Source organism: Roseovarius conchicola, from assembly GCF_041403425.1.
GTDB classification, from domain to species: domain Bacteria; phylum Pseudomonadota; class Alphaproteobacteria; order Rhodobacterales; family Rhodobacteraceae; genus Roseovarius; species Roseovarius conchicola.
On sequence record NZ_JBGEHK010000001.1, the window covers coordinates 408644 to 435013 of the forward strand.

General features: G+C 59.5%; 23 protein-coding genes. 16 read left to right on the forward strand and 7 right to left on the reverse strand.

All coding sequences use genetic code 11. The features are described from left to right. Positions 1-6 precede the first annotated feature (6 nt). The 4 genes from V6N02_RS01870 (at position 7) to V6N02_RS01885 (ending at position 4205) form a co-directional block, all read left to right on the forward strand. Complete coding sequence (locus V6N02_RS01870; protein WP_371223750.1) at positions 7-354, forward strand: MliC family protein; 348 nt, start codon at positions 7-9, stop codon at positions 352-354. Between the two features lie 150 nt (positions 355-504). Further along, positions 505-990, forward strand: coding sequence for a (2Fe-2S)-binding protein (locus V6N02_RS01875; RefSeq protein ID WP_371223752.1), 486 nt, complete (start codon positions 505-507; stop codon positions 988-990). 50 nt (positions 991-1040) lie between these two features. Further along, entirely contained in the window at positions 1041-3404 is a 2364-nt protein-coding gene (locus V6N02_RS01880; RefSeq protein ID WP_371223754.1) for a xanthine dehydrogenase family protein molybdopterin-binding subunit, read from the forward strand. 12 nt (positions 3405-3416) lie between these two features. Continuing rightward, on the forward strand, positions 3417-4205 hold the full coding sequence (locus tag V6N02_RS01885; RefSeq protein ID WP_371223756.1) for an FAD binding domain-containing protein: 789 nt from the start codon (positions 3417-3419) through the stop codon (positions 4203-4205). Positions 4206-4385: 180 nt separating this feature from the next. Here the strand turns inward: V6N02_RS01885 and V6N02_RS01890 are convergent, their stop codons facing one another. Continuing rightward, on the reverse strand, positions 4386-5258 hold the full coding sequence (locus tag V6N02_RS01890; RefSeq protein ID WP_371223758.1) for an NAD(P)-dependent oxidoreductase: 873 nt from the start codon (positions 5256-5258) through the stop codon (positions 4386-4388). Positions 5259-5339: 81 nt separating this feature from the next. On the opposite strand from V6N02_RS01890, the gene V6N02_RS01895 reads away from it, so the two are divergent. After that, complete coding sequence (locus V6N02_RS01895; RefSeq protein ID WP_371223760.1) at positions 5340-7814, forward strand: penicillin acylase family protein; 2475 nt, start codon at positions 5340-5342, stop codon at positions 7812-7814. A gap of 339 nt (positions 7815-8153) precedes the next feature. On the opposite strand, the gene grxD is transcribed toward V6N02_RS01895, so the two are convergent. The 4 genes from grxD to purL form a co-directional block, all read right to left on the reverse strand. Further along, complete coding sequence (grxD, locus tag V6N02_RS01900) at positions 8154-8516, reverse strand: Grx4 family monothiol glutaredoxin (protein WP_371223762.1); 363 nt, start codon at positions 8514-8516, stop codon at positions 8154-8156. Positions 8517-8546: 30 nt separating this feature from the next. Next, complete coding sequence (locus V6N02_RS01905) at positions 8547-8789, reverse strand: BolA/IbaG family iron-sulfur metabolism protein (RefSeq protein WP_371223764.1); 243 nt, start codon at positions 8787-8789, stop codon at positions 8547-8549. Between the two features lie 64 nt (positions 8790-8853). Continuing rightward, the gene (locus V6N02_RS01910; RefSeq protein ID WP_371223766.1) at positions 8854-9396 is read right to left on the reverse strand and encodes a hypothetical protein; all 543 of its coding nucleotides are present in this window, start codon (positions 9394-9396) and stop codon (positions 8854-8856) included. Positions 9397-9488: 92 nt separating this feature from the next. Continuing rightward, positions 9489-11657 (reverse strand): phosphoribosylformylglycinamidine synthase subunit PurL, encoded by a 2169-nt coding sequence (purL, locus tag V6N02_RS01915; RefSeq protein WP_371223768.1) that lies wholly within the window; start codon positions 11655-11657, stop codon positions 9489-9491. Positions 11658-11785: 128 nt separating this feature from the next. On the opposite strand from purL, the gene V6N02_RS01920 reads away from it, so the two are divergent. After that, on the forward strand, positions 11786-12817 hold the full coding sequence (locus V6N02_RS01920) for a pyridoxal-phosphate dependent enzyme (RefSeq protein WP_371223770.1): 1032 nt from the start codon (positions 11786-11788) through the stop codon (positions 12815-12817). Continuing rightward, complete coding sequence (locus tag V6N02_RS01925) at positions 12814-13944, forward strand: M24 family metallopeptidase (protein ID WP_371223772.1); 1131 nt, start codon at positions 12814-12816, stop codon at positions 13942-13944. The genes V6N02_RS01920 and V6N02_RS01925 overlap by 4 nt, the downstream gene beginning before the upstream one ends. A 47-nt stretch (positions 13945-13991) precedes the next feature. Here the strand turns inward: V6N02_RS01925 and V6N02_RS01930 are convergent, their stop codons facing one another. Together V6N02_RS01930 and V6N02_RS01935 are read right to left on the reverse strand one after the other, a co-directional pair. After that, on the reverse strand, positions 13992-14447 hold the full coding sequence (locus tag V6N02_RS01930; RefSeq protein WP_371223774.1) for a GNAT family N-acetyltransferase: 456 nt from the start codon (positions 14445-14447) through the stop codon (positions 13992-13994). Positions 14448-14660: 213 nt separating this feature from the next. Continuing rightward, positions 14661-15566, reverse strand: a complete 906-nt coding sequence (locus V6N02_RS01935; RefSeq protein ID WP_371223776.1) for a LysR family transcriptional regulator — start codon at positions 15564-15566, stop codon at positions 14661-14663. Between the two features lie 171 nt (positions 15567-15737). Here V6N02_RS01935 and V6N02_RS01940 point away from each other — a divergent pair, with 171 nt between their 5' ends. The 9 genes from V6N02_RS01940 (at position 15738) to V6N02_RS01980 (ending at position 26347) form a co-directional block, all read left to right on the forward strand. After that, positions 15738-19157 (forward strand): indolepyruvate ferredoxin oxidoreductase family protein, encoded by a 3420-nt coding sequence (locus V6N02_RS01940; RefSeq protein WP_371223778.1) that lies wholly within the window; start codon positions 15738-15740, stop codon positions 19155-19157. 79 nt (positions 19158-19236) lie between these two features. Next, on the forward strand, positions 19237-20097 hold the full coding sequence (locus tag V6N02_RS01945; RefSeq protein ID WP_371223780.1) for a lysophospholipid acyltransferase family protein: 861 nt from the start codon (positions 19237-19239) through the stop codon (positions 20095-20097). A gap of 19 nt (positions 20098-20116) precedes the next feature. Further along, complete coding sequence (locus tag V6N02_RS01950) at positions 20117-20929, forward strand: glutamate racemase (protein WP_371223782.1); 813 nt, start codon at positions 20117-20119, stop codon at positions 20927-20929. Positions 20930-21098: 169 nt separating this feature from the next. Next, positions 21099-22133 carry an N-acetyl-gamma-glutamyl-phosphate reductase gene (gene argC, locus V6N02_RS01955; protein ID WP_371223784.1) on the forward strand — a complete coding sequence of 345 codons (1035 nt, stop codon included), beginning with the start codon at positions 21099-21101 and terminating at the stop codon, positions 22131-22133. A 13-nt stretch (positions 22134-22146) separates the two neighbouring features. Next, entirely contained in the window at positions 22147-22590 is a 444-nt protein-coding gene (gene ccmE / locus V6N02_RS01960) for a cytochrome c maturation protein CcmE (RefSeq protein ID WP_371223786.1), read from the forward strand. A 59-nt stretch (positions 22591-22649) separates the two neighbouring features. Continuing rightward, positions 22650-23261, forward strand: coding sequence for a holin-associated N-acetylmuramidase (locus tag V6N02_RS01965; RefSeq protein WP_371223788.1), 612 nt, complete (start codon positions 22650-22652; stop codon positions 23259-23261). Further along, a complete protein-coding gene (locus V6N02_RS01970) occupies positions 23252-23836 on the forward strand; it encodes a holin family protein (protein ID WP_371223791.1) in 585 nt (194 codons plus the stop codon). Before V6N02_RS01965 ends, V6N02_RS01970 begins: the two co-directional genes overlap by 10 nt. 82 nt (positions 23837-23918) lie before the next feature. Then, the gene (locus V6N02_RS01975) at positions 23919-25895 is read left to right on the forward strand and encodes a heme lyase CcmF/NrfE family subunit (protein WP_371223793.1); all 1977 of its coding nucleotides are present in this window, start codon (positions 23919-23921) and stop codon (positions 25893-25895) included. Continuing rightward, entirely contained in the window at positions 25892-26347 is a 456-nt protein-coding gene (locus tag V6N02_RS01980; RefSeq protein WP_371223795.1) for a cytochrome c-type biogenesis protein, read from the forward strand. The genes V6N02_RS01975 and V6N02_RS01980 overlap by 4 nt, the downstream gene beginning before the upstream one ends. Positions 26348-26370: the final 23 nt, after the last annotated feature.

Consider the following 26370-nt stretch of genomic DNA (forward strand, 5'->3'; position numbering starts at 1 on the left):
CCGATCATGGCATCGAAACGGATCACAATGGGCATAGCCGCCAGCCTGATGCCATTCGGGGCCATGGCCGACAGTTTGCCTGCTGAGGTGCGGTATCGCTGTGATCGCAATGCCGAGGTGCGGGCGATTTACGTAAATCCGAAAGAGGCGGCGGGACTGGCAGTGCTTTACATCGAGGGCCAACTGGTGGCGTTGCAAGATGCGCCAGCCGCCTCGGGGGCGTTTTATACCAGTGGTGACGGTGAGATCGGATATCGATGGCACGTGAAGGGCAAGGCCGCCTTCCTGACCTATCAGGCTGAAGGTGCGTCCGACGAGACGGTGCTACTGAACAATTGTGTTGCCGCACCCTGAGATCTGTTCGCGGTTGAGCCTGTGTTGAGGGCGCAGATCGAACCCGGGAAAAGCTGAATTCTGACCATTTGGGAAAAACCGGGTTCTCAACTGGCCGGGGCCGTGCTTAACTCTACTTAAGCCAGTATAATAACCAGCAGGGAGGAGCCGATGTCACAGGTCAGCATGACTGTGAACGGCAAGGGCGTATCCGGCGAGATTGAAGGCCGGACGCTGCTTGTAGATTTTCTAAGAGACACATTGGGCATGACGGGTACGCATGTTGGCTGTGATACCAGCCAGTGCGGTGCGTGTGTTGTGCATATGGATGGCAAGGCGGTCAAAGCCTGTGCTGTCTTTGCCGCGGAGGCCGAGGGTGCCGAGGTTGTCACCGTCGAGGGTATGGCCAATGACGACGGCTCGCTGGGGACGATTCAGCAGGCGTTTCAGGACCATCACGGGCTGCAATGCGGATTTTGCACGCCGGGCATGGTGATGTCTGCGGCGGCGCTTCTCAACGAGAACCCGACGCCCAGCGAGGCCGAAATCCGGGAGTATCTGGAAGGCAATATCTGCCGCTGCACCGGGTATCACAACATCGTCAAGGCGATCATGGCCGCATCTGGTCAGGACGTAAGCTCAATCGCCGCCGAATAAGGCGCGAGGCGCGGGGTTCACCCCGCCATCCCCAAGGGAGGAATTCAAAAATGCCAGCAGATGGAGGCATCGGCGCCAGCAATAAACGGCGCGAGGACGTCCGGTTTCTGACCGGAAACGGCAATTATACAGATGATATCAATATGCGGGGTCAGGCCTATGTACATTTCCTGCGCTCTGATGTGGCGCACGGAACGCTCAATGGCGTGGACACCAGCACAGCGGCGGGTATGCCCGGCGTGATCCGCATCTTTACAGCGGCTGATTTTGCCGATGTGGGCGGGATACCCTGCGGTTGGCAGGTGACCGACAAGCATGGTGAGGTCATGCAGGAACCCAAACACCCGGTTCTGGCCGAAGGCAAGGTGCGCCATGTGGGCGATCCGATTGCCGCGATCGTCGCCGAAAGCCGCGAACAAGCACGCGATGCCGCCGAGGCGATTGACGTCGATATTGCTGAGTTGCCAGCGGTGATGGACATGAAGGCCGCGCTGGAGGACGGCGCGACCAAGGTACATGACGATCTGACCTCAAACCTTTGTTATGACTGGGGTTTCGTTGAGGAAAACAAGGATGTGGTGGATCAGGCGATCAAGGATGCGGCCCATGTCACCACGCTGGAGCTGGTCAATAACCGGCTGATCCCCAACGCGATGGAGCCGCGCGTGGCGGTCGGAGATTTCAATCGCTCAACCGGCGACAGCACGCTTTACACGACCTCTCAAAACCCGCATGTGATCCGCCTTTTGATGGGCGCATTCGTGCTGGGTATTCCGGAACACAAGTTGCGGGTTGTGGCCCCGGATGTGGGCGGCGGATTTGGCTCAAAAATCTATCACTACGCGGAAGAGGCGTTTTGCACTTTTGCCGCCAAGGCGCTGAACCGGCCGGTGAAATGGACCTGTAGCCGCTCCGAAGCGTTTATGTCCGATGCCCATGGCCGAGATCATGTGACCAAGATTGAACTGGCGCTGGATGGTGATAACAACTTCACCGCCATCCGGACCGAGACCTATGCGAATATGGGGGCGTATCTCAGCACCTTCGCGCCGTCGATCCCGACATGGCTGCATGGCACGCTGATGGCGGGGAATTACAAGACGCCGGTGATCTATGTGAACGTCAAGGCGGTGTTCACAAACACCGTTCCGGTTGATGCCTATCGTGGCGCGGGCCGTCCCGAGGCGACATTCCAGATCGAACGTGTGATCGATAAGGCCGCGCGTGAATTGGGGGGCGACCCCATCGCTTTGCGCCGCCAGAACTTCGTGACCGAGTTCCCTTATGCCACGCCAGTGGCCGTGGAATATGACACGGGTGATTATCATGCCACGATGGATAAGCTGGAAGAGATGGCCGACATGTCGGGTTTTGAAGCGCGGCTGGCTGAAAGCAAGGCCAATGGCAAGCTGCGCGGTCTTGGCGTGAACTGCTATATCGAGGCCTGCGGGATCGCCCCCAGCAACCTTGTTGGTCAGCTCGGCGCCCGGGCGGGGCTTTATGAAAGCGCCACGGTGCGGGTCAACGCCACAGGCGGTCTGGTGGTGATGACCGGCAGCCACAGCCACGGGCAGGGGCACGAGACGTCTTTTGCCCAGGTGGTGGCCGATATGATCGGGATTGATCCGAACATGGTCGAGGTGGTGCATGGCGACACGGCCAATACACCAATGGGCATGGGCACCTATGGCTCACGCTCGCTGGCGGTTGGCGGTAGCGCGATGGTGAAGGCGACAGAAAAGATTATCGCCAAGGCACGCAAGATTGCCGCCCACCTGATGGAAGCCTCTGAAGGTGACATCGAGTTGAAAGATGGTCAGTTCAGCGTGGCAGGGACGGACAAATCCGTAGCCTGGGGCGATGTGACCCTGGCCGCTTATGTGCCCCACAACTACCCGCTGGAAGAGATCGAACCGGGGCTGGAGGAAACCGCGTTTTATGACCCGGCCAACTTTACCTATCCGGCGGGCGCCTATGCCTGCGAGGTCGAGTTGGACCCCGACACCGGCAAGGTCACGATCGAACGCTTCTCAGCCGCCGATGACTTTGGCAATATCGTCAATCCGATGATCGTCTCGGGGCAGGTCCATGGCGGGCTGGCGCAGGGGATCGGGCAGGCCTTGATGGAAGGCTGTGCCTATGACGAAGATGGGCAACTTCTGACCGGGTCCTACATGGATTACACCATGCCGCGCGCCGATGATGTGCCCTTTTATCAGGTCGATCATTCCTGCCAGACACCCTGCACGCATAACCCCTTGGGCGTCAAAGGCTGTGGCGAGGCTGGCGCGATTGGCTCGCCGCCTGCGGTGGTCAATGCGGTGGTCGATGCGCTGCAACGCGCCGGACACGACATCACCCATATTGATATGCCCCTGACGCCTTCGCGCGTCTGGTCGGCGATGCAAGGGTAAGGAGAGAAGATCATGTATAGCTTTGATATCGAACGCCCCACCCGTGTGACCGATGCCGTGAAACTACTGAGTGACAGCACCGAAAGTCAGCCACTGGGCGGCGGTCAAACCCTGATCCCGACGCTGAAACAACGGCTGGCCAGCCCGGATCGGCTGGTTTGCCTCAGCGGCATTGATGAAATGCGCGGGATTTGCACCGATGATGAGGGCCGCATCTGCATTGGCGGGGCCACCACCCATGCCGAGGTTGCCGCAGCCGCGGCGGCTTATCCGGCGCTGGCTGCACTGGCGGGGAACATCGGCGACCCAGCTGTCCGCAATCGCGGCACAATCGGCGGGTCATTGGCCAATAATGACCCCTCGGCCTGTTACCCTGCGGCTGTTTTGGCCTCGGGCGCGACGGTGATCACCAACACCCGCGAAATCGCGGCGGATGATTTCTTTGACGGGCTGTTCACCACGGCCCTTGAAGAAGGGGAGATCATCACTGAGGTCAAATTCCCGGTGCCTGAAAAGGCGGCTTACATGAAGTTCGATCAGCCTGCATCACGCTTTGCACTGGTCGGGGCGTTTGTCGCTAAACATGGCGATGGCGTGCGCGTGGCGATCACCGGTGCCTCGGAAGAGGGCGTGTTCCGTTGGGCCGAGGCCGAGGCGGCACTGTCGTCTGATTTCTCAGCCTCCGCGTTGGAAGGTCTGAGCTTGGATGGATCGGGCATGATCTCGGATCTGCATGGATCAGGCGAGTATCGCGCCCACCTGGCGGCTGTCATGACCAGGCGCGCTGTCGCTGTGGCCTGAGAACTGATTTGATCAAACGGAGCGCGGCCCCTGGCAGGGCCGCGCGCTTTTTTTTGTTTGATTGGCGTCTGAGGCCAGAGGTTCGCGTGATGTCGAACGGGTGTGTTTGGCTTGACGCTCCGAGCCTCCGGCGGGGATATTTTGGGCCAGAAGAAGCGTGAACTGCGTCAATAGCGGCGCTTAGCCCATTTTGCGCAGGCGTTTGAACAGGCTGGAAGTGTCCCAGCGTCCGCCACCCATTTTCTGAACGTCCTTGTAAAACTGATCAACAAGGGCGGTGACGGGCAGGGAGGCCCCGTTTTCATCGGCGGTGTCCAGAACGATGCCCAGATCCTTACGCATCCAGTCAACGGCAAATCCGTGGTCGAAATGGTCGTCCAGCATGGTGTCATGACGGTTGCTCATCTGCCAGCTGCCGGCCGCCCCTTGGCTGATTACCTCGACCACGGAACGGCCATCCAGCCCGGCTTTCTCGGCGAAGTGCAGTGCTTCGGACAAGCCTTGAACCAAGCCGGCAATGGCGATCTGATTGGCCATCTTGGTCAGTTGCCCGGCCCCCGAGGGGCCAATGCGCCGGCAGATTTTGGCGTAGATATTAATGATCGGCTCGGCGGCGTTATAGCTGTCGGCGTCGCCACCGCACATGATGCCCAATTGACCATTCTCGGCCCCTGCCTGGCCGCCTGAAATCGGCGCATCGACAAAGCTGAGACCGGCCGACCTGGCGGCGGCATAAAGCTCAAGCGTGACTTTCTCGGACACGGTCGTGTGGTCGACGAACACAGCGCCGGGTTTCATGCCTGCAAAGGCGCCATCCTCTCCTGTGCAGACCGACCGCAGATCATCGTCATTTCCCACGCAAGCCATCACAAAGTCCGCATCGGCTGCGGCTTCGCGCGGGGTAGGGGCGCTTTGCCCGCCATGCTGGGTTACCCATTTCGCGGCCTTGGCACCGCTGCGGTTATAGACACAGACGTCGTGCCCGCCGGATTGCAGATGCCCTGCCATCGGATATCCCATCACGCCCAAGCCTAGGAATGCAAGTTTCGCCATTGTTCGTCTCCCGACCATTGTCTCGCCCCGGATTTCTGACTATCCCGGTGCGCGGATGCAAGGGAAAAGGGGCGCGCGCGAATGGCGGTGCTGTTTCGGTGGTTGGTGCGGATCACTGGCGGATTGATTCTGCTGGGTGGTCTGGCCGTGCTGGTGGCCTATTTCCTTCTGTCCCGGTCGCTGCCGGATTACAGCAAGACGCTGCGTGTCGCGGGTATCAGCGCCCCGGTTGAGATTATTCGGAACAACTCCAACGTACCGCATATCTTCGGGCAGGCGGACCCGGATGTTTTCTTTGGACTGGGCTATGCCCATGCGCAGGACCGGCTGTGGCAGATGACAGTATTGCGCCGGACCGTGCAGGGGCGGTTGTCCGAGGTGTTCGGCCCCCGCACCATCGAGATCGACAAGGTTCTGAGGCGGTTCGACCTTTATGGGTTGGCCCGCCAATCAGTCGAGGTGCAGGATGGGCGTACCATGGCCGCGCTTGAGGCCTACTCGGCAGGGGTGAATGCCCGTCTGGCCGAGATCAATGCCGAAGCATTGGGGCGCGGTGCGCCTGAGATGTTCATTTTTGAGAACCCGATTGCGCCATGGCAACCCGCAGATTCCATTGCGATTATCAAGCTGCTGGCGATCCAGTTGTCAGGGCATCTGAGCCACGAGGTGCTAACCGCACGCACGGCGCTGGAAGTGCCTGACCCCGACCGTTTGGCCGACATCCTGCCAGACGCTCCGGGCAGCGGAATTGCCGCCTTGCCGGAATATGCCAGCCTGTTCGATGCGCCGATCGGGCGCCGCCAGGTGGTGCGTGCCGAACCGTCAGGCGATCCATTGTCACCGTTCAGAATGCATGAGCTGGCCGGGGCCTCCAACGCCTGGGCTGCCGCGCCCAAACGCTCGGCCTCGGGTGGCACCTTGCTGGCCAACGACCCCCATCTGGGCCTCACCGCGCCAACGGTTTGGTATCTGGCGCGGTTGGAGTTGAGTACTGGCGGTGTGATCGGCGGGACGATACCGGGTGTGCCGGCGGTGATGACCGGGCGGAGCGCTAACCTGGGTTGGGGGATCACCTCGGCTTATTTGGACGATCAGGACGTCTTTATCGAAGAGTTGAACCCTGCCAATCCGGAAGAATACCGCACGCCGGATGGGTTCAAGGCCTTTGAGACCCGCAAGTCTATCATTGAAATCAAGGACAGCGATCCGATCACCCTGACCCTGCGCTGGACGGACAATGGCCCGCTGCTGCCGGGCTCGCACTATGATCTGGGCAAGGTGACGCCGCAAGGCCATGTGGCGGCGGTCAATTGGACTGCATTGACCGGGCGAGACACGACGATGAGTGCGGCTGTGGCAATTATGTATTCCGCCACGGTGGATGAGGCGCTGGAGGCGGGGCAGTTTTACATCGCACCGGCTCAGAACCTTACGGTGGTCGATCAGGACAAGATCGCAATGAAGACCATCGGGGCGATGCCGCGCCGCGATGCCCGACATCAAAGCGAAGGTCGCATGCCCAGCCCGGGCTGGCGCAGTGAGAACCGTTGGCAGGGGATCATCCCGTTCTCGGCGAACCCAGAATTTGTTGCGCCAATCGGCGGACTGTTGGGCAACACCAACAACAAGACGGTCAACCGGCCCTTTCCGCTGCATGTCAGCCACTGGTGGGGGGATACCCAACGTGTGAACCGCTGGCGGCGGCTGATGCAAAGTCGGCAGGTACATACCCGCGACAGTTTCATCGAGGCACAGCTAGACACGGTCAGCTTCTCGGCCCGCTCCCTTTTGCCCCTGATCGGGGCCGAGCTTTGGTTCACCGGCGAGGCGGCAGCGGAAGGTACGCCCGAGCGGTTGCGCCAACGCGCCTTGGCCCTGCTGTCCGAGTGGAATGGTGAGATGAACGAGCACCTGCCTGAGCCGCTGATTTACGCCGCTTGGGTGCGGGCGCTGCAGGATCGCCTGATCCGGGATGATCTTGGGCCGCTGGCCGATGAATTTACGCATGTGAATCCACTGTTTATCGAGCGGGTCTATCGCGACCTAGATGGCGCCTCGGCGTGGTGCGATGTGCGTCAGTCCTCGCCGGTTGAGACCTGTGTCGATGTTGCACGGCTGGCACTTGATGACGCGCTGATATGGGTGGAGGAGCATTATGGCACAGCGCTGGAGAGCCTGCGCTGGGGTGATGCGCATCAGGCCACCCATGATCACCCGGTACTGGGAGAAGTGCCACTGCTGCGGTATTTCGTGAACATTCGTCAAAGCACGTCGGGTGGGGACAATACTTTGCAGCGCGGGCGCACACGTGGCGGCGATGGCCCCGATCCGTTCCAGAATGTGCATGGCGCGGGCTATCGCGGCGTTTATGATTTTGCTGATCCGGATAGTTCGGTGTTCATCACCTCGACCGGGCAATCCGGACATTTCCTGAGCCGTCACTATGATGATCTGGCACAGCTGTGGCGGCGGGGCGAATATATTCCGATGTCACTGGACCGCGATCTGGCGCGGGCTGCGGCGGTAGGGGTGACGGTCTTGGAACCTGCCGAGTGAATTGTCGCTGTTAAAGGGAGCATGAAGCAGGATGACTTTTTGCGGGGCAAAGCGGTAACTTGCCCCCCGCGCGGAATCAAGGCGAAGCCGCCGCGCGATCGCCAGACCGCCCGCAAGGGCTGGCGATTTGGTAAGGGAGGCGCGCCGCTCCGATCTTTTGCGGATTTGGTTGCCATAAAGTGCTGTGCAAAAAGGTCAGATCGCCACCCCGCGGTCTGGCCATCGCGCGGCTTAGGTCAATGCCCGCTTTGGGTTATGCGCGGACCTTCGGATGACTAGCGCCACAACCGAAAAACCCGATTGGGCCGGGCGAATCCTTGCTAGCATACTGGCGATGAATCAGGCGTTGGCTTCACGGATTTTGTCGGCGGCGTCTTTGTCGTAAGAAACACCGTTTTCCTCGAACAACGTGTCCAGCTCGCCCGAGAGGGTCATCTCGGTGATGATGTCACATCCGCCGACAAACTCGCCCTTCACATACAGCTGGGGCACGGTTGGCCAGTCGGAATAATCCTTGATGCCCTGTCGGATGGCCTCGTCCTCCAGCACATTCACATCGGCAAAGTCCACGCCCATGAAGTTCAGCACCCCGGCCACGCGGGACGAAAACCCGCATTGCGGCATGGATTTGGTGCCTTTCATGTAAAGCACCACGTCATTGGCGGTAATGGTTTCGTCGATCTGGGATTTGACGTCGGTCATTTGAGGCGTCCTGTTCGTCTGGAATTGGGATCAGTCGGGGGCTTTGGTGGTCAGGGCAAGGGCGTGCAGATCGCCCGAGGGGCCATCCATTTTGCCTTTCAGCGCGGCGTAGACAGCGCGCTGTTGCTGCACCCGGTTCATGCCGGCGAAGGAGGCATCGATCACCTCGGCCGCATAGTGATTTCCGTCCCCGGCCAGATCGGTGATGGTGATCTGGGCTTGCGGAAAACTGGCGCGGATCAGGTCTTCGATTTCCTGGGCTTGCATGGCCATGGGCGCATCTCCTGTTTTGTCTTGTCCCTGATGTAGAGCCGGGCGCATCCCAGTGCAAGGCGTGTCAGATTTCTTCGCCCTTTTTCAGCAGTTCGTCGATCAACGCACGTTGCAATCCCTGACTGTCGCCGCCGCCATATTGCATCGCCCCGCCTGAATAAAGTGTGCCATAGCTTTGCGTCAGGTTCACCACTTGTCCCAGCCCCGAAATAAACTGGTCCTTTTCAAGGGGCCCGAGCGGATGGATGAAGGTGGACCACAGCATCCCCTTGGCGATTGCGTAGCGCCCGTCCAATGCGCTGTCGAAATTGGCCTGCATCATCCGGGTCAGTTCTTCCTGGGTGAGTCCGTCTGCCTCGCGTACAGGGGCCACGGCGCGCATTCGGTCGGCCGCCGGATCAGTGACGATCAACACAGGCACCTCGGCGATTTGAAGCTGCCAGATAGTGCCCTCGCGAAGCGCTTCGGGATCGAGAACCATGATGATCTCGTTCAGCCGTTCGAGTGTCATGGGGGCTTCGGTGGCGGGCTCATCTGAGCTCTGAGCGCGCAAGGGCAGGGCGATGGCGATCAGCAGAGCCAGAAGCAGCGGAGCAAAACGGAGCATGGCGGTATCCTTTGTGAGCGTGGTTTCACAAAGCCTGCCATTTTCATGCGGCATCGGCCATAAGCGTCATGCAACTGTGATGCGCTGTGATGCTAGCTGTCGAAGGTCGCCGCAAAGCTGGAGCGGAAGATCCGCGACAACTCGGCCAGTGGGGCAGAGGTGCTGCCAAAGCTGACCATGTCGCCGGTGAATTTGCCCACGGTTTGGATCGGTACGCCTGCTTTTCCGGCCGCGATCATCAGGGCTTCGGCCTCGTCAAAGCTGCAGGCGATCAGGTAACGGGCCTGATCTTCGCCAAAGAGGAAAGCAGTGTCGTCGCTGTCCAGGCACACGCCCACGCCGGCTGCCTCGGCCAGTTCAAACGCGGCGAGTGCCAGCCCGCCATCGGACAGATCGGTACAGGCCTTGATCCAAGTGTGATTGGCACGGATGAAATCGCCGTTGCGTTTTTCGGCATCCAGATTGACCGGCGGGGCGGTGCCTTCGCTGCGCCCGTGCAGTTCCGCTAGCAAAGCGGACTGGCCGATATGGCCTTCTGTTTCCCCAATCAACAAGGCCACATGCCCATCGCGGGCCTGCCCGGTGATCGCTTCATCCGCATGGGCAATCAGGCCGACAGCGCCGATTGTTGGCGTCGGCAGGATCGCCGCCCCATCGGTTTCATTGTAAAGCGAGACGTTGCCCGACACGATTGGCATATCCAGCGCCGCCACCGCTGCGCCGATGCCTTTGATGGCACCGACAAACTGGCCCATGATCTCGGGCTTTTCGGGGTTGCCGAAATTCATGTTGTCCGTGGTGGCCAGCGGTCTGGCCCCCAAGGCGGTGAGGTTGCGATACGCCTCGGCCACGGCCTGTTTACCACCGGTTTCCGGGTCGGCCTTGACGTAGCGTGGTGTCACATCGCTGGTAAAGGCCAGCAGCTTGTCGGTGCCGTGCATGCGGATCAGACCCGCGCCCTGACCCGGCGTGCGGGCTGAATCGGCCATGACCATGGTGTCATATTGCTCCCACACCCATTGGCGCGAGCAATAGTTGGGTGATGCGATCAGTGCTTTCAGACCCTCCACGGCATTCACGGCAGGCACCGAAGCCGGATCGAGCGGCGCAGCAGGGGTCGTGGGCACCCACGGGCGGTCATATTCCGGGGCACTGCCCGACAGGGTTGCCAGCGGCAGGTCGGCCTTCACCTCGTTGCCATGCAGGATCAGAAAGCGATCTTCGGCAATGGTTTCGCCGACAATGGCAAAATCGAGGTCCCATTTTTCAAACACGGCGCGGGCCTCGGCCTCAAGTTCGGGCTTGAGCACCATCAACATGCGTTCCTGAGACTCCGACAGCATCATTTCATAGGCCGTCATGTTCTCTTCACGTTGCGGGACGTCATCCAGTTGCAGCTTGACCCCAAGGCCGCCCTTGTCGCCCATTTCCACGGCGGAACAGGTCAGGCCAGCCGCGCCCATATCCTGAATCGAGATCACGGCGCCGGTCTGCATCAACTCCAGCGTGGCCTCCATCAGGCGCTTTTCGGTGAACGGATCGCCAACCTGCACGGTGGGGCGTTTTTCCTCGATGCTTTCATCGAATTCAGCTGAGGCCATCGTCGCGCCGCCGACACCGTCACGCCCGGTCTTGGCCCCCAGATACACCACGGGCATACCCACGCCCGACGCGGCAGAATAGAAAATACCATCCGTGTTGGCGAGACCAGCGGCAAAGGCATTCACAAGGCAGTTGCCATTATAGGCCGGATCAAAGCGCACTTCGCCACCTGCGCAGGGCACACCGAACGAGTTGCCATACCCGCCGATCCCCTCGACAACCCCATGCACAAGTTGCCGGGTTTTGGGATGATCCGGTTCGCCAAAGGACAGCGAATTCATCGATGCAATGGGGCGCGCGCCCATAGTGAAGACATCGCGCAGGATGCCCCCGACGCCCGTCGCCGCGCCTTGATAGGGTTCGATATAGCTGGGGTGATTGTGGCTTTCCATTTTGAAAACAACGCATTGACCGTCGCCAATATCAACGATGCCTGCGTTCTCGCCTGGTCCACAGATCACTTGCGGGCCTTCGGTGGGCAAGGTGCGCAGCCATTTTTTTGAAGACTTGTAAGAACAATGCTCGTTCCACATGGCCGAGAAGATACCCAGCTCGGTGAATGTCGGTTCGCGCCCGATGATCTCAAGAATGCGCTGGTATTCATCGGGCTTCAGCCCATGCGCGTCGATCAGGTCGGGTGTGATTTCCGGCTCTTGCATGTGGCAGACATCCCCAAAGCTTGCGTTTGCGCGTTTCTTTAGGGGATTCCGTAGCCCGGGGGAAGAGCCAGTATGGCTTGACCGGGCGGAGCAGTTGAGATTGTCTGCGCGCCAACAGGGAGAGTGCAATGAAAATGATTGAAAACCCATGGCGCGGCACCGGGCTGCCCGAGGCAATACTGGACGATGTACCATGGCCCAGCGTGGCATCTGATGCGTCCGAGGCGTTGTTGGCGCGCTGTCCCTCGGCGGGTGAGACACCTCTGACTGAGGTCACAGGCTTTGGCCCGCAACTTTGGGTCAAGGACGAACGTGGCCGTATGGGGCTGGGCAGCTTCAAGGCGCTGGGGGCGGCCTATGTGATCGCCCATCAGGCGGCTGAAACCGGGGCGGATGATATGGCCACGGCATTGGGTGGACGCACTTATGTAACTGCCAGCGCGGGCAACCACGGCATGTCGGTGGCCGCTGGTGCGCGGGTGTTCGGGGCCGATGCGGTCGTCTATCTTGCCGAGACCGTGCCGGAGGATTTTGCGCGCCGTCTGCGCGACAAAGGCGCTCAGGTGGTTCGAGAAGGGGCCGAATATGAGGCCAGCATGGAAGCGGCTGCGAACGCCGCCGAGGAGAATGGCTGGACCTTGCTTTCCGACAGTTCGTGGCCCGGATATTTTGAACTCCCGCACCGTTTGATGGAAGGTTATCTCGCCATGGCCGCCGAAGCGGCAAGACAAATTCCAGAACCTCCCACCCATATCTTTCTGCAGGCAGGCGTTGGCGGACTGGCAGGGGCCTGTGCCGCCTATTTCCGCGAAGTCTGGGGTGATGCACCACAAGTCATCGTGGTCGAGCCCGAGGTGGCCCCGGCCCTGATCGCCAGCATTGAGGCGGGCAAGCCCGTGGTGACCAGTGGCCCGGTCTCGAATATGGGGCGGCTGGATTGCAAAGAGCCGTCGTTGATCGCTCTGAAGGGGTTGGCGCGGGATGCGGATTCCTTTGTCACGATCACCGAAGATGAGGCGTCGGATATCCTTCCGGTATTGGCGGACCACGACCTTGCTACCTCCGAATCCGGTGGGGCTGGCCTTGCGGCGCTGCGGCTCATGGGGCTGGGCCCAGACGCACGCGTGCTGTGTATTCTGAGCGAAGGACCAGATGCATGAACCGCGGCTTTCCCGAGGCTGAGTTCGCAGCGAGGGTTGAAAGGGCTCAAACACGGATGGCGCAAGTGGGCCTTGGTGCTTTGCTGCTGACGAGCGAGCCGGATGTGCGCTATTTCACGGGATTTCTGACCCGGTTCTGGGAAAGCCCCAGTCGCCCCTGGTTTTTGGTCGTTCCGGCAAGTGGCAAGCCGGTTGCCGTGATCCCGTCAATCGGGGCGGCACTGATGAGTACGACGTGGATTGATGACATCCGCACATGGTCCGCGCCCCAGCCCGAAGATGACGGTGTGACCCTGCTGTCCGAGACATTGCGCGAAGTTGGTGGTCCGGTCGGCGTGCCGTCGGGCTATGAAACGCTGCTGCGGATGCCATTGGCGGATTTTGAACGGGTCAAAGCGGCCAGCGGTCTGGCATTTGACGGAGATCATGACATCGTTGCCGACTTGCGCGCCGTGAAGTCCGAGGCTGAGATCGCCAAGATCACCGAGATTTGTGCCATCGCCGGGCGTGCCTTTGCCCGGATGGGCGAGATCGCAGGGGAGGGCATCGCGCTATCGGATGTGTTTCGCAATTTTCAGCGGCTGTTGCTGGAAGAGGGCGCTGATTGGGTGCCCTACATCTCTGGCGGGGCCGGGCAGGGCGGATATGGCGATGTAATCTCACCGGCCACCGAGGCCCCGTTGCGTAGGGGCGACGTGATGATGCTGGACACGGGCGCGGTTCGGGACGGGTATTTCTGTGATTATGATCGCAATTTTGCCATCGGCGAGGCGTCGGAGGCTGCCCGCGCGGCCCATCGACATCTGATCGAGGCAACACAGGCTGCTTTCGAGATGGCCCGCCCCGGTGTAAGGGCCTGCGATCTGTGGCGGGTAATGGCTGATATCGTGGGCGGCGGCGAAGAAGCCGGGCGTCTGGGTCATGGCCTTGGTATGCAACTGACCGAAGGTTTGTCGCTGACGGCGCAGAACCAGACTGTGCTGCAGCCGGGGATGGTGATCACGCTGGAACCGGGGATCGAAGTCCGCCCCGGGAAGATCATGGTGCATGAGGAAAACATTGTAATCACGGATGACGGACCAAGGGCTATTTCGCCGTTTGCCGGGCCAGAGTTGGTTGTGATTTAGGCTTGTCTCTCCACGGATAATCGAACCCGTCCGGTTACTCAGCGCGTTTAAAGCCGATATTCCATCAACGGCAAAACCCGACCCGGGATAGATCCAGAAGGTGCCGTGCCGACGGTCACGGCCCCCATCCGGGCATAGAAAGGTTCGGCACCCGGATCGGCCTCGATCATCAACCTTATGGCTCCGATGGCCCGGGCCGCCTCTACGGACCACTCAAAAAGCACACGGCCCACACCGTGGCCCATATGGTCAGGTTCAACAAATAAGGCGAGCAGATCGGCATCGTGATCCAATGGGGCGATCTGCGCCAGCCCGACAACGGTCTCGTCGCGCGTGGCCACCACAAAGGTCTCTGGAGCCAGATCGCTTGGGTACAAGGTCAGCTCGTCGACACACGCCCGCATGAACGCCGCGTCATACCCCCAATAGGCTTTTGAGCGCAGGCTGAGTGCGGTGAGGGCTGGGGCCTCGTTGGGCAGAGCAGGGCGCAGGTTTACGGTCATAAAAGAACACTAGCCAGCCCTACCGCCAAAAAAAAGGCCGAGCACTAAGCTCGGCCGAAGTCCAACAGGGAGGTATGATAGTAAGGCTTTCGCCGTCACTGTCATGCTTTGAATTAGGGGACGATTTAGAACCAATCAAGAGTTTCAATGCCGCAACTGCAGCATGGCCGTTATGCGTCTGTTGCATGGCTTTTGACCATATGATTGAAAAAATCACGTATCTTGTTGTTTTCTAATGTCTTTGCGGTAGGCGATGATCTCGTCCTGAACGAAATCCCGGAACGCTGATATCCGCTTGGATTGGCGTAATTCTTCTGGGTAGGCCAGAAAAACCGGCACTTCGTTCGACTCAAAGTCAGGCAAGACCCGCACAAGTTCAGGAAAGTCATGGGTGACGTAGTCGGGAAGAACGCCGATTCCCAATCCGTGTAACACCCCCTGCAAGACACCGTAATAGTTGTTTACGGTCAACAGTGGCGGCACGTCATGGGCCAACAACTCGGTGACCATAGTGGCGCTGGCTCCGACCTGTGCTGAATGCGGGTTCTGACAGATCAACCTGTGCGAGCCGAGATGGTCCAAACTGTCAGGCGCACCGTTTTTCTCGATATATTCAGGTGAAGCATAAAGGCGCATATGCACACTCATCAGCCGTTTGCGGATCAGATCGGCCTGGCTGGGTTCTTTCATGCGGATCGCCACGTCGGCCTCACGCATGGGCAGATCCAGCACGCGTTCTTCCAGCATTAGGTCAATCTTGAGATCGGGATACTTCTCGTAAAGATGCGGCAGGCGCGGGGCAAGCCAGAGCGTACCAAACCCTTGAGTGGTGGTGACGCGCAATTCACCAAACACCTCTTCTTCGCTATCGCGGATGCGCGCTGTCGCGGCATCGAGCCGCTTGACCATCGCGCGGGTGGCATCAAACAGCAATTCCCCTTGTTCGGTGAGAATCAGTCCGCGCGCATGGCGGTGGAACAGAGTGGCATTCAGGGCCTCTTCCAGCCCGCGAATCTGGCGGCTGACGGCAGATTGCGACAGATGCAGCGTATCACCCGCATGGGTCAGGCTGCCTGCATCGGCTACCGCGTGAAATATTCTGAGCTTGTCCCAATCCATCGCAGCAACTTTCCAAACAAATCTGACGCAGTTTTGAAATAGCAACTTTCGGCCCGACTTACAGGGGCAAAGCCGGATGATTTTCAGAAATATCTCTTGGTAGGTCACAAATTATGACCTATTATTGAGGTATAATCGGGTATCACCCCGTCTGCTGCCGGGAGGGGCCGCATGAGCAAGATCGAGATTTCTCTAGAGGACCGATTCAACCTGGAAAAGTCGCCAGTGCTTTTAAACGGCACGCAGGCCCTGGTCCGGTTGATGTTGATGCAATCGGCGCGGGACCGCGCAGCCGGATTGAACACGGCGGGCTACTGCACCGGATATCGCGGCTCGCCACTGGGGGCCGTGGATATACAGATGAACCGGGCCGCCAAGTTACTGGCGGCCTCGGACATCCGGTTTGAGGAAGGGCTGAACGAAGACCTTGCTGCGACGGCCCTTTGGGGCAGTCAGCAGGCCGAGCTGCGCGGTGAGGGCAAGTATGATGGTGTCTTTGGTCTTTGGTATGGCAAGGGACCGGGGGTAGACCGTTCCGGCGATGTGATGCGCCATGCCAATATGGCAGGCACTTCGCGCCATGGCGGTGTGCTCATGGCGATGGGGGATGACCACACTGGTGAAAGCAGCACGGTGTTGCATCAGTCCGAATGGGCCCTGGTTGATGCCTATATGCCGGTGGTGTCACCCGCGGGTGTGCAGGAAATTCTGGATTACGGCATCTATGGCTATGCTTTATCACGGTTTTCTGGGCTTTGGGTTGGCCTGAAGACGATGAAAGACACAGTTGAGGTGACATCGGTTGTCGATGGGCGCCCGGACCGGATGCAGGTTGTCATCCCCGAATTTGAGATGCCAGAAGGTGGGCTGAATATCCGGCTGGGGGATACACCCCATGCGCAAGAAGCGCGTATCATCGATGTCAAACGCTTTGCCGCCGAGGCGTTTTCGCATGCCAACAAGATGGACAAGCGTGTTTTTGGCAAGTCGGGCGCAAAGATCGGTTTTGTCTCGGCAGGTAAAAACTGGCTCGACTTGGTGCATGCCTTGGCCCTCTTGGGTATTGATGAGACTGAGGCCGAGCGGTTGGGGATCACCACCTATAAGGTTGGGCAGGTGTTTCCGCTGGATATGAAAGGGTTTGCCGATTGGGCCGAGGGGTTGGACCTAATCGTTGTCGTCGAAGAGAAACGCAAGCTGATCGAGGTGCAGATCAAGGAGGCGATATTTGATGATCGCCGGGGGCGCCGGGTTTATGGCTGGTACAAAGGCGGATCGGGTGCGCTGCATCGCGAAGAGCTTTTCCCGACCCGTGGCGCGCTGGACCCGATCTGGATCGCGCGCAAGCTGGGCGGCATCCTGATCGAGGAAGGGCGCGATACGGATCGCATCAAGGCAGGGCTGCAAGCCATTGAAGACGCGGAAAAAGCCGATAATGCTGAAGAGATCGCAGCACGCTTGCCGTACTTCTGCTCCGGTTGCCCTCATAACTCGTCTACCAAACTGCCCGAGGGCGCGCGCGCCTATGCCGGGATCGGTTGTCATTACATGGTCCAATGGATGGACCGCGAGACCACCGGCTTTACCCATATGGGCGGCGAAGGAGCCAACTGGATCGGTGAAGCGCCATTTTCCAAGCGTAAACATGTGTTCCAAAACCTGGGTGATGGGACGTACAACCACTCTGGTGTGCAGGCCATTCGCGCGGCCCTCGCGGCGGGCACAACCATTACCTACAAGATTCTTTACAACGATGCCGTTGCCATGACCGGCGGGCAGGCCAATGAAGGGGGGCTGGATGCGCCGCGCATTGCCGCGGAAATGAAGGCGATGGGGGTCAAACATCTGGCTGTTGTCTATGACGACAAGGAGGATGTGGACTTTAAGGCCTTCCCGCAAGGCATTGAAATAAATGAGCGGTCACAGCTAATGGAGGTGCAGAAGCGGTTTGAGGAAATCGAGGGTGTCTCGGTTATCCTTTATATCCAGACCTGTGCTGCCGAGAAACGTCGTCGCCGCAAGCGGGGTCTGTTTCCGGACCCCGACAAGCGCGTGTATATCAACACAGATGTCTGCGAGGGCTGCGGCGATTGCGGGGTGCAATCCAACTGCGTGTCCATCGTGCCGGTCGAGACCGAATTGGGCCGCAAACGGGCGATTGATCAATCCAGCTGCAACAAGGATTTTTCCTGCCTCAAAGGGTTTTGCCCGTCTTTCGTGACTCTTGAGGGTGCGACGATCCGCAAGGAAGAAACGGCCAAGCTGGAATTGCCTGACCTGCCAGACCCGGAGCTGCCTGCGATAGAGGGCACCTATAACGTTGTCATCACCGGCGTCGGAGGTACCGGCGTCGTGACCATCGGGGCAGTGATGGCGCAAGCCGCGCAGATCGATGGTAAGGGCGCGGGCATGATGGAAATGGCCGGGCTCGCGCAGAAGGGTGGCGCTGTGCACATCCATTGCCGTTTGGCGGAGAATCCCGGAGATATCAGCGCGATACGGGTGGCGACTGGCGAATGTGATGCATTGATCGGCGGGGATCTAGTCGTGTCTGCCGGGGCCAAGACGCTGGGTCTGACGCGGACAGGGCGCACCGGTGCCGTGGTCAACAATCACGAGATCATAACAGGTGATTTCACCCGCGATACGGAATTCAAACTGCCCTCGGACCGTTTGGCGCTGGCGCTTGAGGCGCGGTTGCAGGACCGGGTTCTGATGTTTGATGCGTTCGAGCTGTCCAAGGCCACGATGGGCGATGCGATCTTTTCCAACATGATCGTCTTTGGCGCAGCCTGGCAGAATGGGCTGGTGCCGCTGAGTCTGACAGCGATCAATGGCGCGATCGAGCTGAACGGGGCGGCGATTGAGCGGAACTTGCGCGCCTTCCAGATCGGGCGTTTCGCGGCGGAATTCCCCGAGCAGGCTGAAAAACTAATTGCGCCGAACGTGGTTACTTTGCCCCAGTCTCTGGAAGATAAAATCACGTATCGGGCCGATCAATTGGTGGCCTATCAAGGTAAAAGGTTGGCCAAGCGATATCGCAGCCTGGTGGGCGGGATCAGCAACCCAAAGGTCAAGGAGGCCGTGGCCAAAGGATATCATAAGTTATTGGCTTACAAGGATGAATATGAAGTCGCGCGCTTGCTGCTGTCGACCCAAGACAAGGCGCGTGCTGAGTTCAGTGGTGACTTCAAGATGACCTTCCACCTTGCGCCGCCCCTGTTGGCGCGCATAGGCAGCGATGGTCGACCGATCAAACGGGAATTCGGCGCGTGGATGGAACGCCCGATGCGGGTTCTGGCACGGTTGAAAGCCTTGCGTGGCACGCCGTTTGACCCATTCGGTTACACCGCCGAGCGCAAGATGGAACGCGCCCTGATCAGACAGTATGAGGAGGACATGCGGGATGTGCTGCCGCTGCTGAGCGAGGCCACAGGCCCTGCGATTCTGGCGCTGGCGGAATTGCCGTTGAGCATCCGGGGATTTGGCCCGGTCAAACATGCCCATGTCGCCAAGGCTGAAAAACGCCGGGCCGAGTTGTTTGCGACAATTGGGGTGGGCGGAGATGCGCAGCCACAGGCGGCCGAGTAAGTGTCGTTAAGTTGTCACATTGACTGGCCAAAACGCTTGGAGGTCCTTACCTAGGGGCAACCAAGCAGGAACCCGAGCCATGCGCCAAGACCGTCATATCGCCCGCGACATCAGCTATGCGCATTCGGCTCAGACCCGCGGCGGGCGGGCGATGATCCGCACGATGGAAACGCTGAGCGGGCGGCTGCGACTGATCAAGCGCGCGAGCGGATATGAGAATGAAGTCGCGCAAGGGCGGGATTTTTGGCAGGTCATGGTGGATCGCTATGGGTTGTCCTTGAATGTGGTTGCAGGGAGCCTGAGCCATATTCCGCAATCCGGCCCGGTGATCATGATCGCCAACCATCCTTATGGTATTCTGGATGGTCTGATGATGGGCCACATGCTGAGCCAGACGCGCGGGGATTTCCGCATTCTGGCCAATCATGTGTTTCGCAAGGCACAGGATCTGAACCGTGTGGTTCTTCCCGTCAGCTTTGATGAAACCAAAGAAGCGGTGCAGCTGAACCTCAAGACTCGCAAGACGGCGCTGGAGTATCTGGGGCAGGGTGGGGCAATCGGCATTTTCCCCGGTGGGGCGGTCAGCACCTCGGCCACGCCGTTTTCCAAGCCAATGGACCCGGGCTGGCGTAATTTTACGGCCCGAATGATTGCCAAATCGAATGCCACCGTTGTGCCCGTCTTCTTTGAAGGGCATTGCAGCCGTTTATTTCAACTGGCCAGCCATTTGCACTCGACCCTGCGCATGGGGCTGTTGATCAAGGAATTCGGCAAACGTGTCGATACACCGGTCAATGTCGTGATTGGTGATCCGATTGGCCGGGATCAGCTGGATCAGGCGGGTGACGGCAAATCCCTTATGGAATTCCTGCGTATGAAGACGTATGAGCTGTCCCCAAGCCCGCTGGACAGTTCTGCCCGCGGGTTTGAATGGGACTGACGCATAAAGGCACAGGCACATGGCGGTGGGCATTTTCGACAGCGGGCTGGGCGGGTTGACCGTTCTGGATGCGGTGGCACGGCGGCTGCCGGACGTGCCATTCGTCTATATGGCCGACAGCGCCCATGCGCCTTATGGCGTGCGCACGGCGGATGACATCTATGGGCTGACCACGACCGCGGTGGGGCGGTTGTTCGATGAAGGCTGTGATCTGGTGATCCTGGCCTGCAACACCGCTTCTGCGGCGGCCCTGCGCCGGATGCAGGAATCCTGGGTGCCACAGGGCAAACGAGTGCTGGGCGTTTTCGTCCCGCTGATCGAGGCGCTGACCGAACGGCAATGGGGCGACAACTCTCCCCCCCGCGAAGTGGCCGTGACCCATGTGGCGTTGTTTGCGACCCCTGCAACCGTTTCCTCCCGTGCGTTCCAGCGCGAGCTGGCATTTCGCGCCATCGGTGTGGATGTCGAGGCGCAGGCCTGTGGCGGCGTGGTCGACGCGATCGAAGACGGCGATATGATCCTGGCCGAAGCGCTGGTGCGCAGCCATGTGGATGCCCTGAAGCGCAAGATGCCCGAGCCGCAAGCCGCCATCTTGGGATGCACGCATTATCCGCTGATGCAGGACGCGTTTCAGGCTACGCTTGGCGCAGATGTTAAAGTCTATAGCCAGGCCAATCTGGTCGCGGAAAGCCTGGCGGACTATCTGGATCGTCACCCTGGTATGCAAGGGCGGGGGAGTGATGCCAAGTTCCTGACCACTGGTGATCCTGCCCGCGTCTCGGACCGCGCAACACAGTTCCTGCGACGAGAAATCCGATTTGAAGCGGCCTGACATCCGTCTTTAGGGCCGCAATCCAGACGTCTCTTACGTTTCTTTGCCACCATGATCCATGATCGCTCTACGTGTTGATTTTAGTCAACGCGCGCCGATTCTCAGGAAGATAGGTTGGTTGACGCGTAAGGGGTAAACGCCTAGCCCTCTGCGCAAAGTGAGAACATCTATGATCAAGACACATAACATCGCCATTCTGGGCGCATCCGGATATACCGGGGCCGAACTGGTCCGGTTGATCGCAACCCATCCGACGATGCGGATCGCAGCCCTGTCGGCACATTCCAAGGCAGGCCAGTCGATGGCGCAGGCCTTTCCGCATCTGCGTCATCTGGATTTGCCAGATCTTGTCACGATTGATCAAATCGATTTCTCTGAGATTGATCTGTGTTTCTGTGCGCTGCCGCATAAGACCAGCCAGGAAGTGATCAGTGCCTTGCCGCGCGACCTCAAGATCGTCGATCTGTCGGCCGATTTCCGGCTGCGCGATCCGGCTGACTATGAAAAGTGGTATGGCAACCCGCATTCGGCCGTCGAGATGCAGAAAGAAGCGGTCTATGGTTTGACCGAGTTTTACCGCGAGGATATCCGCACCGCCCGGTTGGTGGCGGGCACGGGATGCAACGCGGCGACCGGTCAATATGCGCTGCGGCCTTTGATCGCAGACCAGGTGATTGATCTGGATAGCATTATCATCGACCTAAAAACCGGGGTCAGTGGGGCCGGGCGCGCCCTGAAGGAAAACCTGCTGCATGCCGAGTTGTCTGAAGGGGCGCATGCCTATGCGGTCGGGGGCACGCACCGGCATCTCGGCGAGTTCGATCAGGAGTTTTCGGCCATTGCCGGACGCGAGATGAAGGTGCAGTTTACCCCGCATTTGCTGCCTGCGAACCGCGGGATCATTGCGACCGTTTATGTGCAGGGCGATCCGGACAAAGTGCATGCCTCGCTTGCCAGCGCCTATGCGGATGAACCGTTTATGCATGTGTTGCCCATGGGGGAACACCCCAGCACGCGTCATATCCGGGGCAGCAACTTCTGCCATGTCGGCGTTGTGGCCGACCGGATTGCCGGGCGTGCCGTGGTGGTAGCGGCCCTTGATAATCTGACCAAAGGGTCCAGCGGTCAGGCCTTGCAGAACGCCAATCTGATGTTAGGTGAAGATGAGACCACGGGGCTGATGCTGGCCCCTGTATTTCCTTGAAGAGGGTGGAGTTATGAAATCGCTCAAGAAAAAGCGCCGTGTTCAGATTATCGCCATTTCCGTGGTCGCGCTGGTCATCTCGACCGCTTTGATCGGCTATGCGATGCGCGATGGAATCAACTTCTTCCGCTCACCCAGCCAGGTGGCCGAGGCGCCACCTGAGCCCACCGAAGTGTTCCGCATTGGCGGCCTTGTGGAAGAGGGCAGTCTGGTGCGCGGCGACAGTGAAACTATCACCTTCAGCGTCACCGATGGCGGGGCCGTTGTTCCTGTGCGCTATACAGGCGTGCTGCCTGATCTTTTCAGCGAGGGGCAGGGGATGGTGGCCCTTGGCAGTTATGACAACGGCGTCTTTACCGCGACGGAAGTGCTGGCCAAGCACGACGAGGATTACATGCCTCAGGAAGTGGTCGATGCGTTGAAAGAGCAAGGCGTCTATAAGCCGGACGGTAGTTAAGTGCGCCGTTAACCCGTTAACCGCACCCTGTCCGCCTCACCGGTGGAAAGGGATTGCGGATGAACGACATACGCCAGATTGCACGTGAAATCGTGGGCCGCGAAGGTGGCTTTGTGAACGACCCGGATGATCCGGGTGGTGCAACCAATTTCGGGGTCACCATCCATACGATGCGGCGCCTGGGCCTTGATCTGGATCGCGACGGGGATATCGACACCCGCGATGTGCGTCAATTGACCCGCAAGAAAGCCGAAGACATCTTTGTCGAGCATTACTTTAGCCGCCCGCGTATCGCCGACTTGCCTGATATCCTGCATGCTTCAGTGTTTGACATGTATGTCAATGCCGGGGGCAATGCCGTGAAAATCCTGCAGCGTCTGCTGCGCGATATGGGGCATGATGTGGCCGTGGACGGAGTGATTGGCCCTCAAACCATCAACGCAACCCATGCTGCAGCCAATGCGGCCCCGCGCCATCTGGCTGATGCCTATGGAATCGCGCGGCGCAACTATTATTTCCGCATCGCTGATCGTCGCCCGGCCAGCCGCAAGTTTGCCCGCACCCGCCGGGGCGGCAAGGGCGGGTGGATCATCCGGGCCGAGGAGTTCATTCATCCGCGCTATCACCTGACGTCGGCAGAGTTTCAGCAAAGGGTGGCGCCATGGGACTGATCGAGAAAATTCTGGGCGCGATTTTTGGTGGCGGGCGCAATGTAATCGTCGACACGGCCGAAGTGTTTCGCGAAAACGCCGAGGCCGGGGCAGAGCGTGAGACCTTGTTGACCCAGCAGGTTCTTGCCCAGTTCGGAAGCGAGTTCGGCCTGAAACGCCGGGGGCTGTTTGACACGGTGATGGATGCGATCAACCGCATTCCGCGCCCGGCCATGGCACTGGGCACGCTTGGCCTGTTCATTTCGGCAATGGTCGATCCGATCTGGTTTTCCCAACGTATGCAAGGCATTGCGCTGGTACCCGAGCCCCTGTGGTGGTTGTTGGGGGCCATCGTGTCGTTCTATTTCGGCGCGCGCCACCAGTTCAAGGGGCAGGAGTTTCAACGCTCATTGGCCAGCACCATGGCCATGACCCCGCAGGTGGTCAGCGGCATCCGAAATCTGCGTGCCTTGGAAAATGACACGCCCGGGGCGGCGGCCACGGGCACTGATGCCGTTCTCACCAACGCGACCACGCAACCCGATACCAACCGCGCGCTCAACGATTGGCGTCAGGGCGAACGGCGAGACCGTTAAGCGCCACCAAACCACCAAACTGTGATCTCCTGTCGCAGCGGTTTGTGTTGGCCAGAGGTCGGCGGCAGACTATAGTTCAGACATGATAAATGAACTCGGTCACTTCTGCCTCATCCTCGCCTTCATGGTGGCGTGTTTTCAATCGGTTGTTCCGCTGATCGGGGCGCATAAACGATGGCCCGGCTGGATGGCTGTGGCTGAACCCGCGGCGACTGTTCAGTTCCTTCTGACAGCATTGGCCTTCGCCGCGCTGACATGGGCGTTTGTGACGTCAGATTTCTCGTTACGTCTGGTCTGGCTGAACAGTCATACCGACAAACCCATGCTCTACAAAATCACCGGTGTCTGGGGCAATCACGAAGGGTCGATGCTGCTTTGGGTGCTGATCGTGACCGTGTTCGGGGCCTTTGCCGCCTGGTTTGGTCAGGGCCTGCCTCCGGGGCTGAAAGCGCGGGTGTTGTCGGTGCAAGGTATGGTCGGCGCGGCCTTTTTCGCCTTCATCATCTTCACCTCGAACCCGTTCCTGCGCCTCGAGGTGCCGCCCTTCAACGGGCAGGATTTGAACCCGCTGTTGCAGGATCCCGGCTTGGCCTTCCATCCCCCCTTCCTTTATGTCGGATATGTTGGCCTTTCGATGACGTTCTCTTTTGCCATTGCGGCCCTGATTGAGGGGCGTGTCGATGCCTCCTGGGGACGGTGGGTGCGGCCCTATACGCTGGCGGCGTGGATTTTCCTCACAATCGGCATCGCCCTGGGCAGTTGGTGGGCGTATTACGAGCTGGGCTGGGGCGGCTTCTGGTTCTGGGATCCGGTCGAGAACGCAAGCTTCATGCCTTGGCTGATCTCTGCCGCCTTGCTGCATTCTGCCATCGTGGTGGAAAAACGCGAGGCGCTGAAAAGCTGGACTATTCTGCTCGCCATCATCGCCTTTGGGTTCTCGATGATCGGGGCGTTTATCACCCGCTCGGGCGTGATTACCTCGGTGCATGCCTTTGCCAACGACCCTGAACGTGGCGTGTTCCTGCTGATGATCACCGCGACCTTCATGCTTGGCGGTCTGACGCTTTTCGCGGCGCGCTCCAACGTGCTGCAGGCCAAGGGCGTGTTTGGGCTGGTCAGTCGGGAATCCGTGCTTTTGGTCAACAATATCCTGCTGGCCGTTGCCTGTTTCGTGGTCTTTGTCGGTACGATCTGGCCGCTGGTGGCCGAGATGTTCTTTGACCGTAAACTCAGCGTCGGTGCCCCGTTCTTCAATATGGCCTTTACCCCCTTCATGGTGGTGCTGGGGCTGATCCTGCCCGTGGGCGCGATGCTGTCGTGGAAACGGGCCAAGCTGGACCGGGCGCTAAACAGTCTGAAATGGCCCTTCGTTCTGGCGATTGCCATTGGCTGCCTGGCCTATGCGATGCAAACCGGGCGCTCGGCCCTTGGGCCTGTTGGGATGTTCCTGGCCGCCTGGCTGGTGATGGGATCGGCGGTTGACCTGTGGTCGCGCACCGGTCGTGGACCGGACAGGTTCGGCCGTTTGCGCCGTCTGCCGCGCGCGGATTGGGGTAAATCCGTTGCCCATGCGGGGCTGGGGATCACCATGGCGGGTGTCGCTGCGATGATGGCCTGGAAGGTCGAGGATATCCGCGTCGTCAATGTCGGCGAAAGTTTCGATCTGGCCGGTCACACTGTCACGCTAACCGAAGTGCATGACGAGCAAGGCCCAAATTTTTTAAGCACCAAGGCCACTTTCGATATCGACCTCAACGGTCGTGACGTATCAGAGCTACACCCCGAAAAACGCTTCTATCCGGTGGCGCAGATGCCCACCACCGAAGCGGCGATTGATAACGGGTTCCTGCGGGACATCTATGTTGTCATCGGCGATCCACAGGACAATGGCGGCTGGGCTGTACGGACCTATTACAAGCCGCTGGCCAACTGGATCTGGGGTGGTTCCATCCTTATGGCGTTGGGTGGCGCGCTATCGCTGAGTGATCGGCGCTATCGCGTGGCCGCAGGGGCGCAAAAGACGCGTCGCAAGACCCCAAAAGGAGTGCCTGCCGAATGAAACGTCTGGCGCTTCTGCTGTGCTTTGTCTTGGCCATCCCGGCTTACGCTGTGCAACCCGATGAGGTGTTGTCCGATCCGGCCCTTGAAGAGCGTGCGCGCGATCTCAGCAAGGGTCTGCGTTGTCTGGTGTGCCGCAATGAGAGTATTGATGACTCAAACGCGCCTCTGGCGCGCGATCTGCGTCTTCTGGTGCGGGAACGGTTGGTCGAAGGCGACAGCGACGAGCAGGTGATCGATTTCGTTGTGGACCGGTATGGTGAATACGTGCTGTTGCAACCGAAACTAGGTGGTTCAAACCTTGTGCTCTGGGCTGCTGGGCCATTGATGCTGCTGATTGCGGCCGGTATCGGGACGAATTATCTGCGCCGCCGGGCCAAGGCCACGGGCGAGGCGCATGATGATCTCAGCGCCGAGGAAAAGGCCCGTCTGGACGAAATCATGCGCGGGTGACGCGCCGTTTCCACTTGATCCGC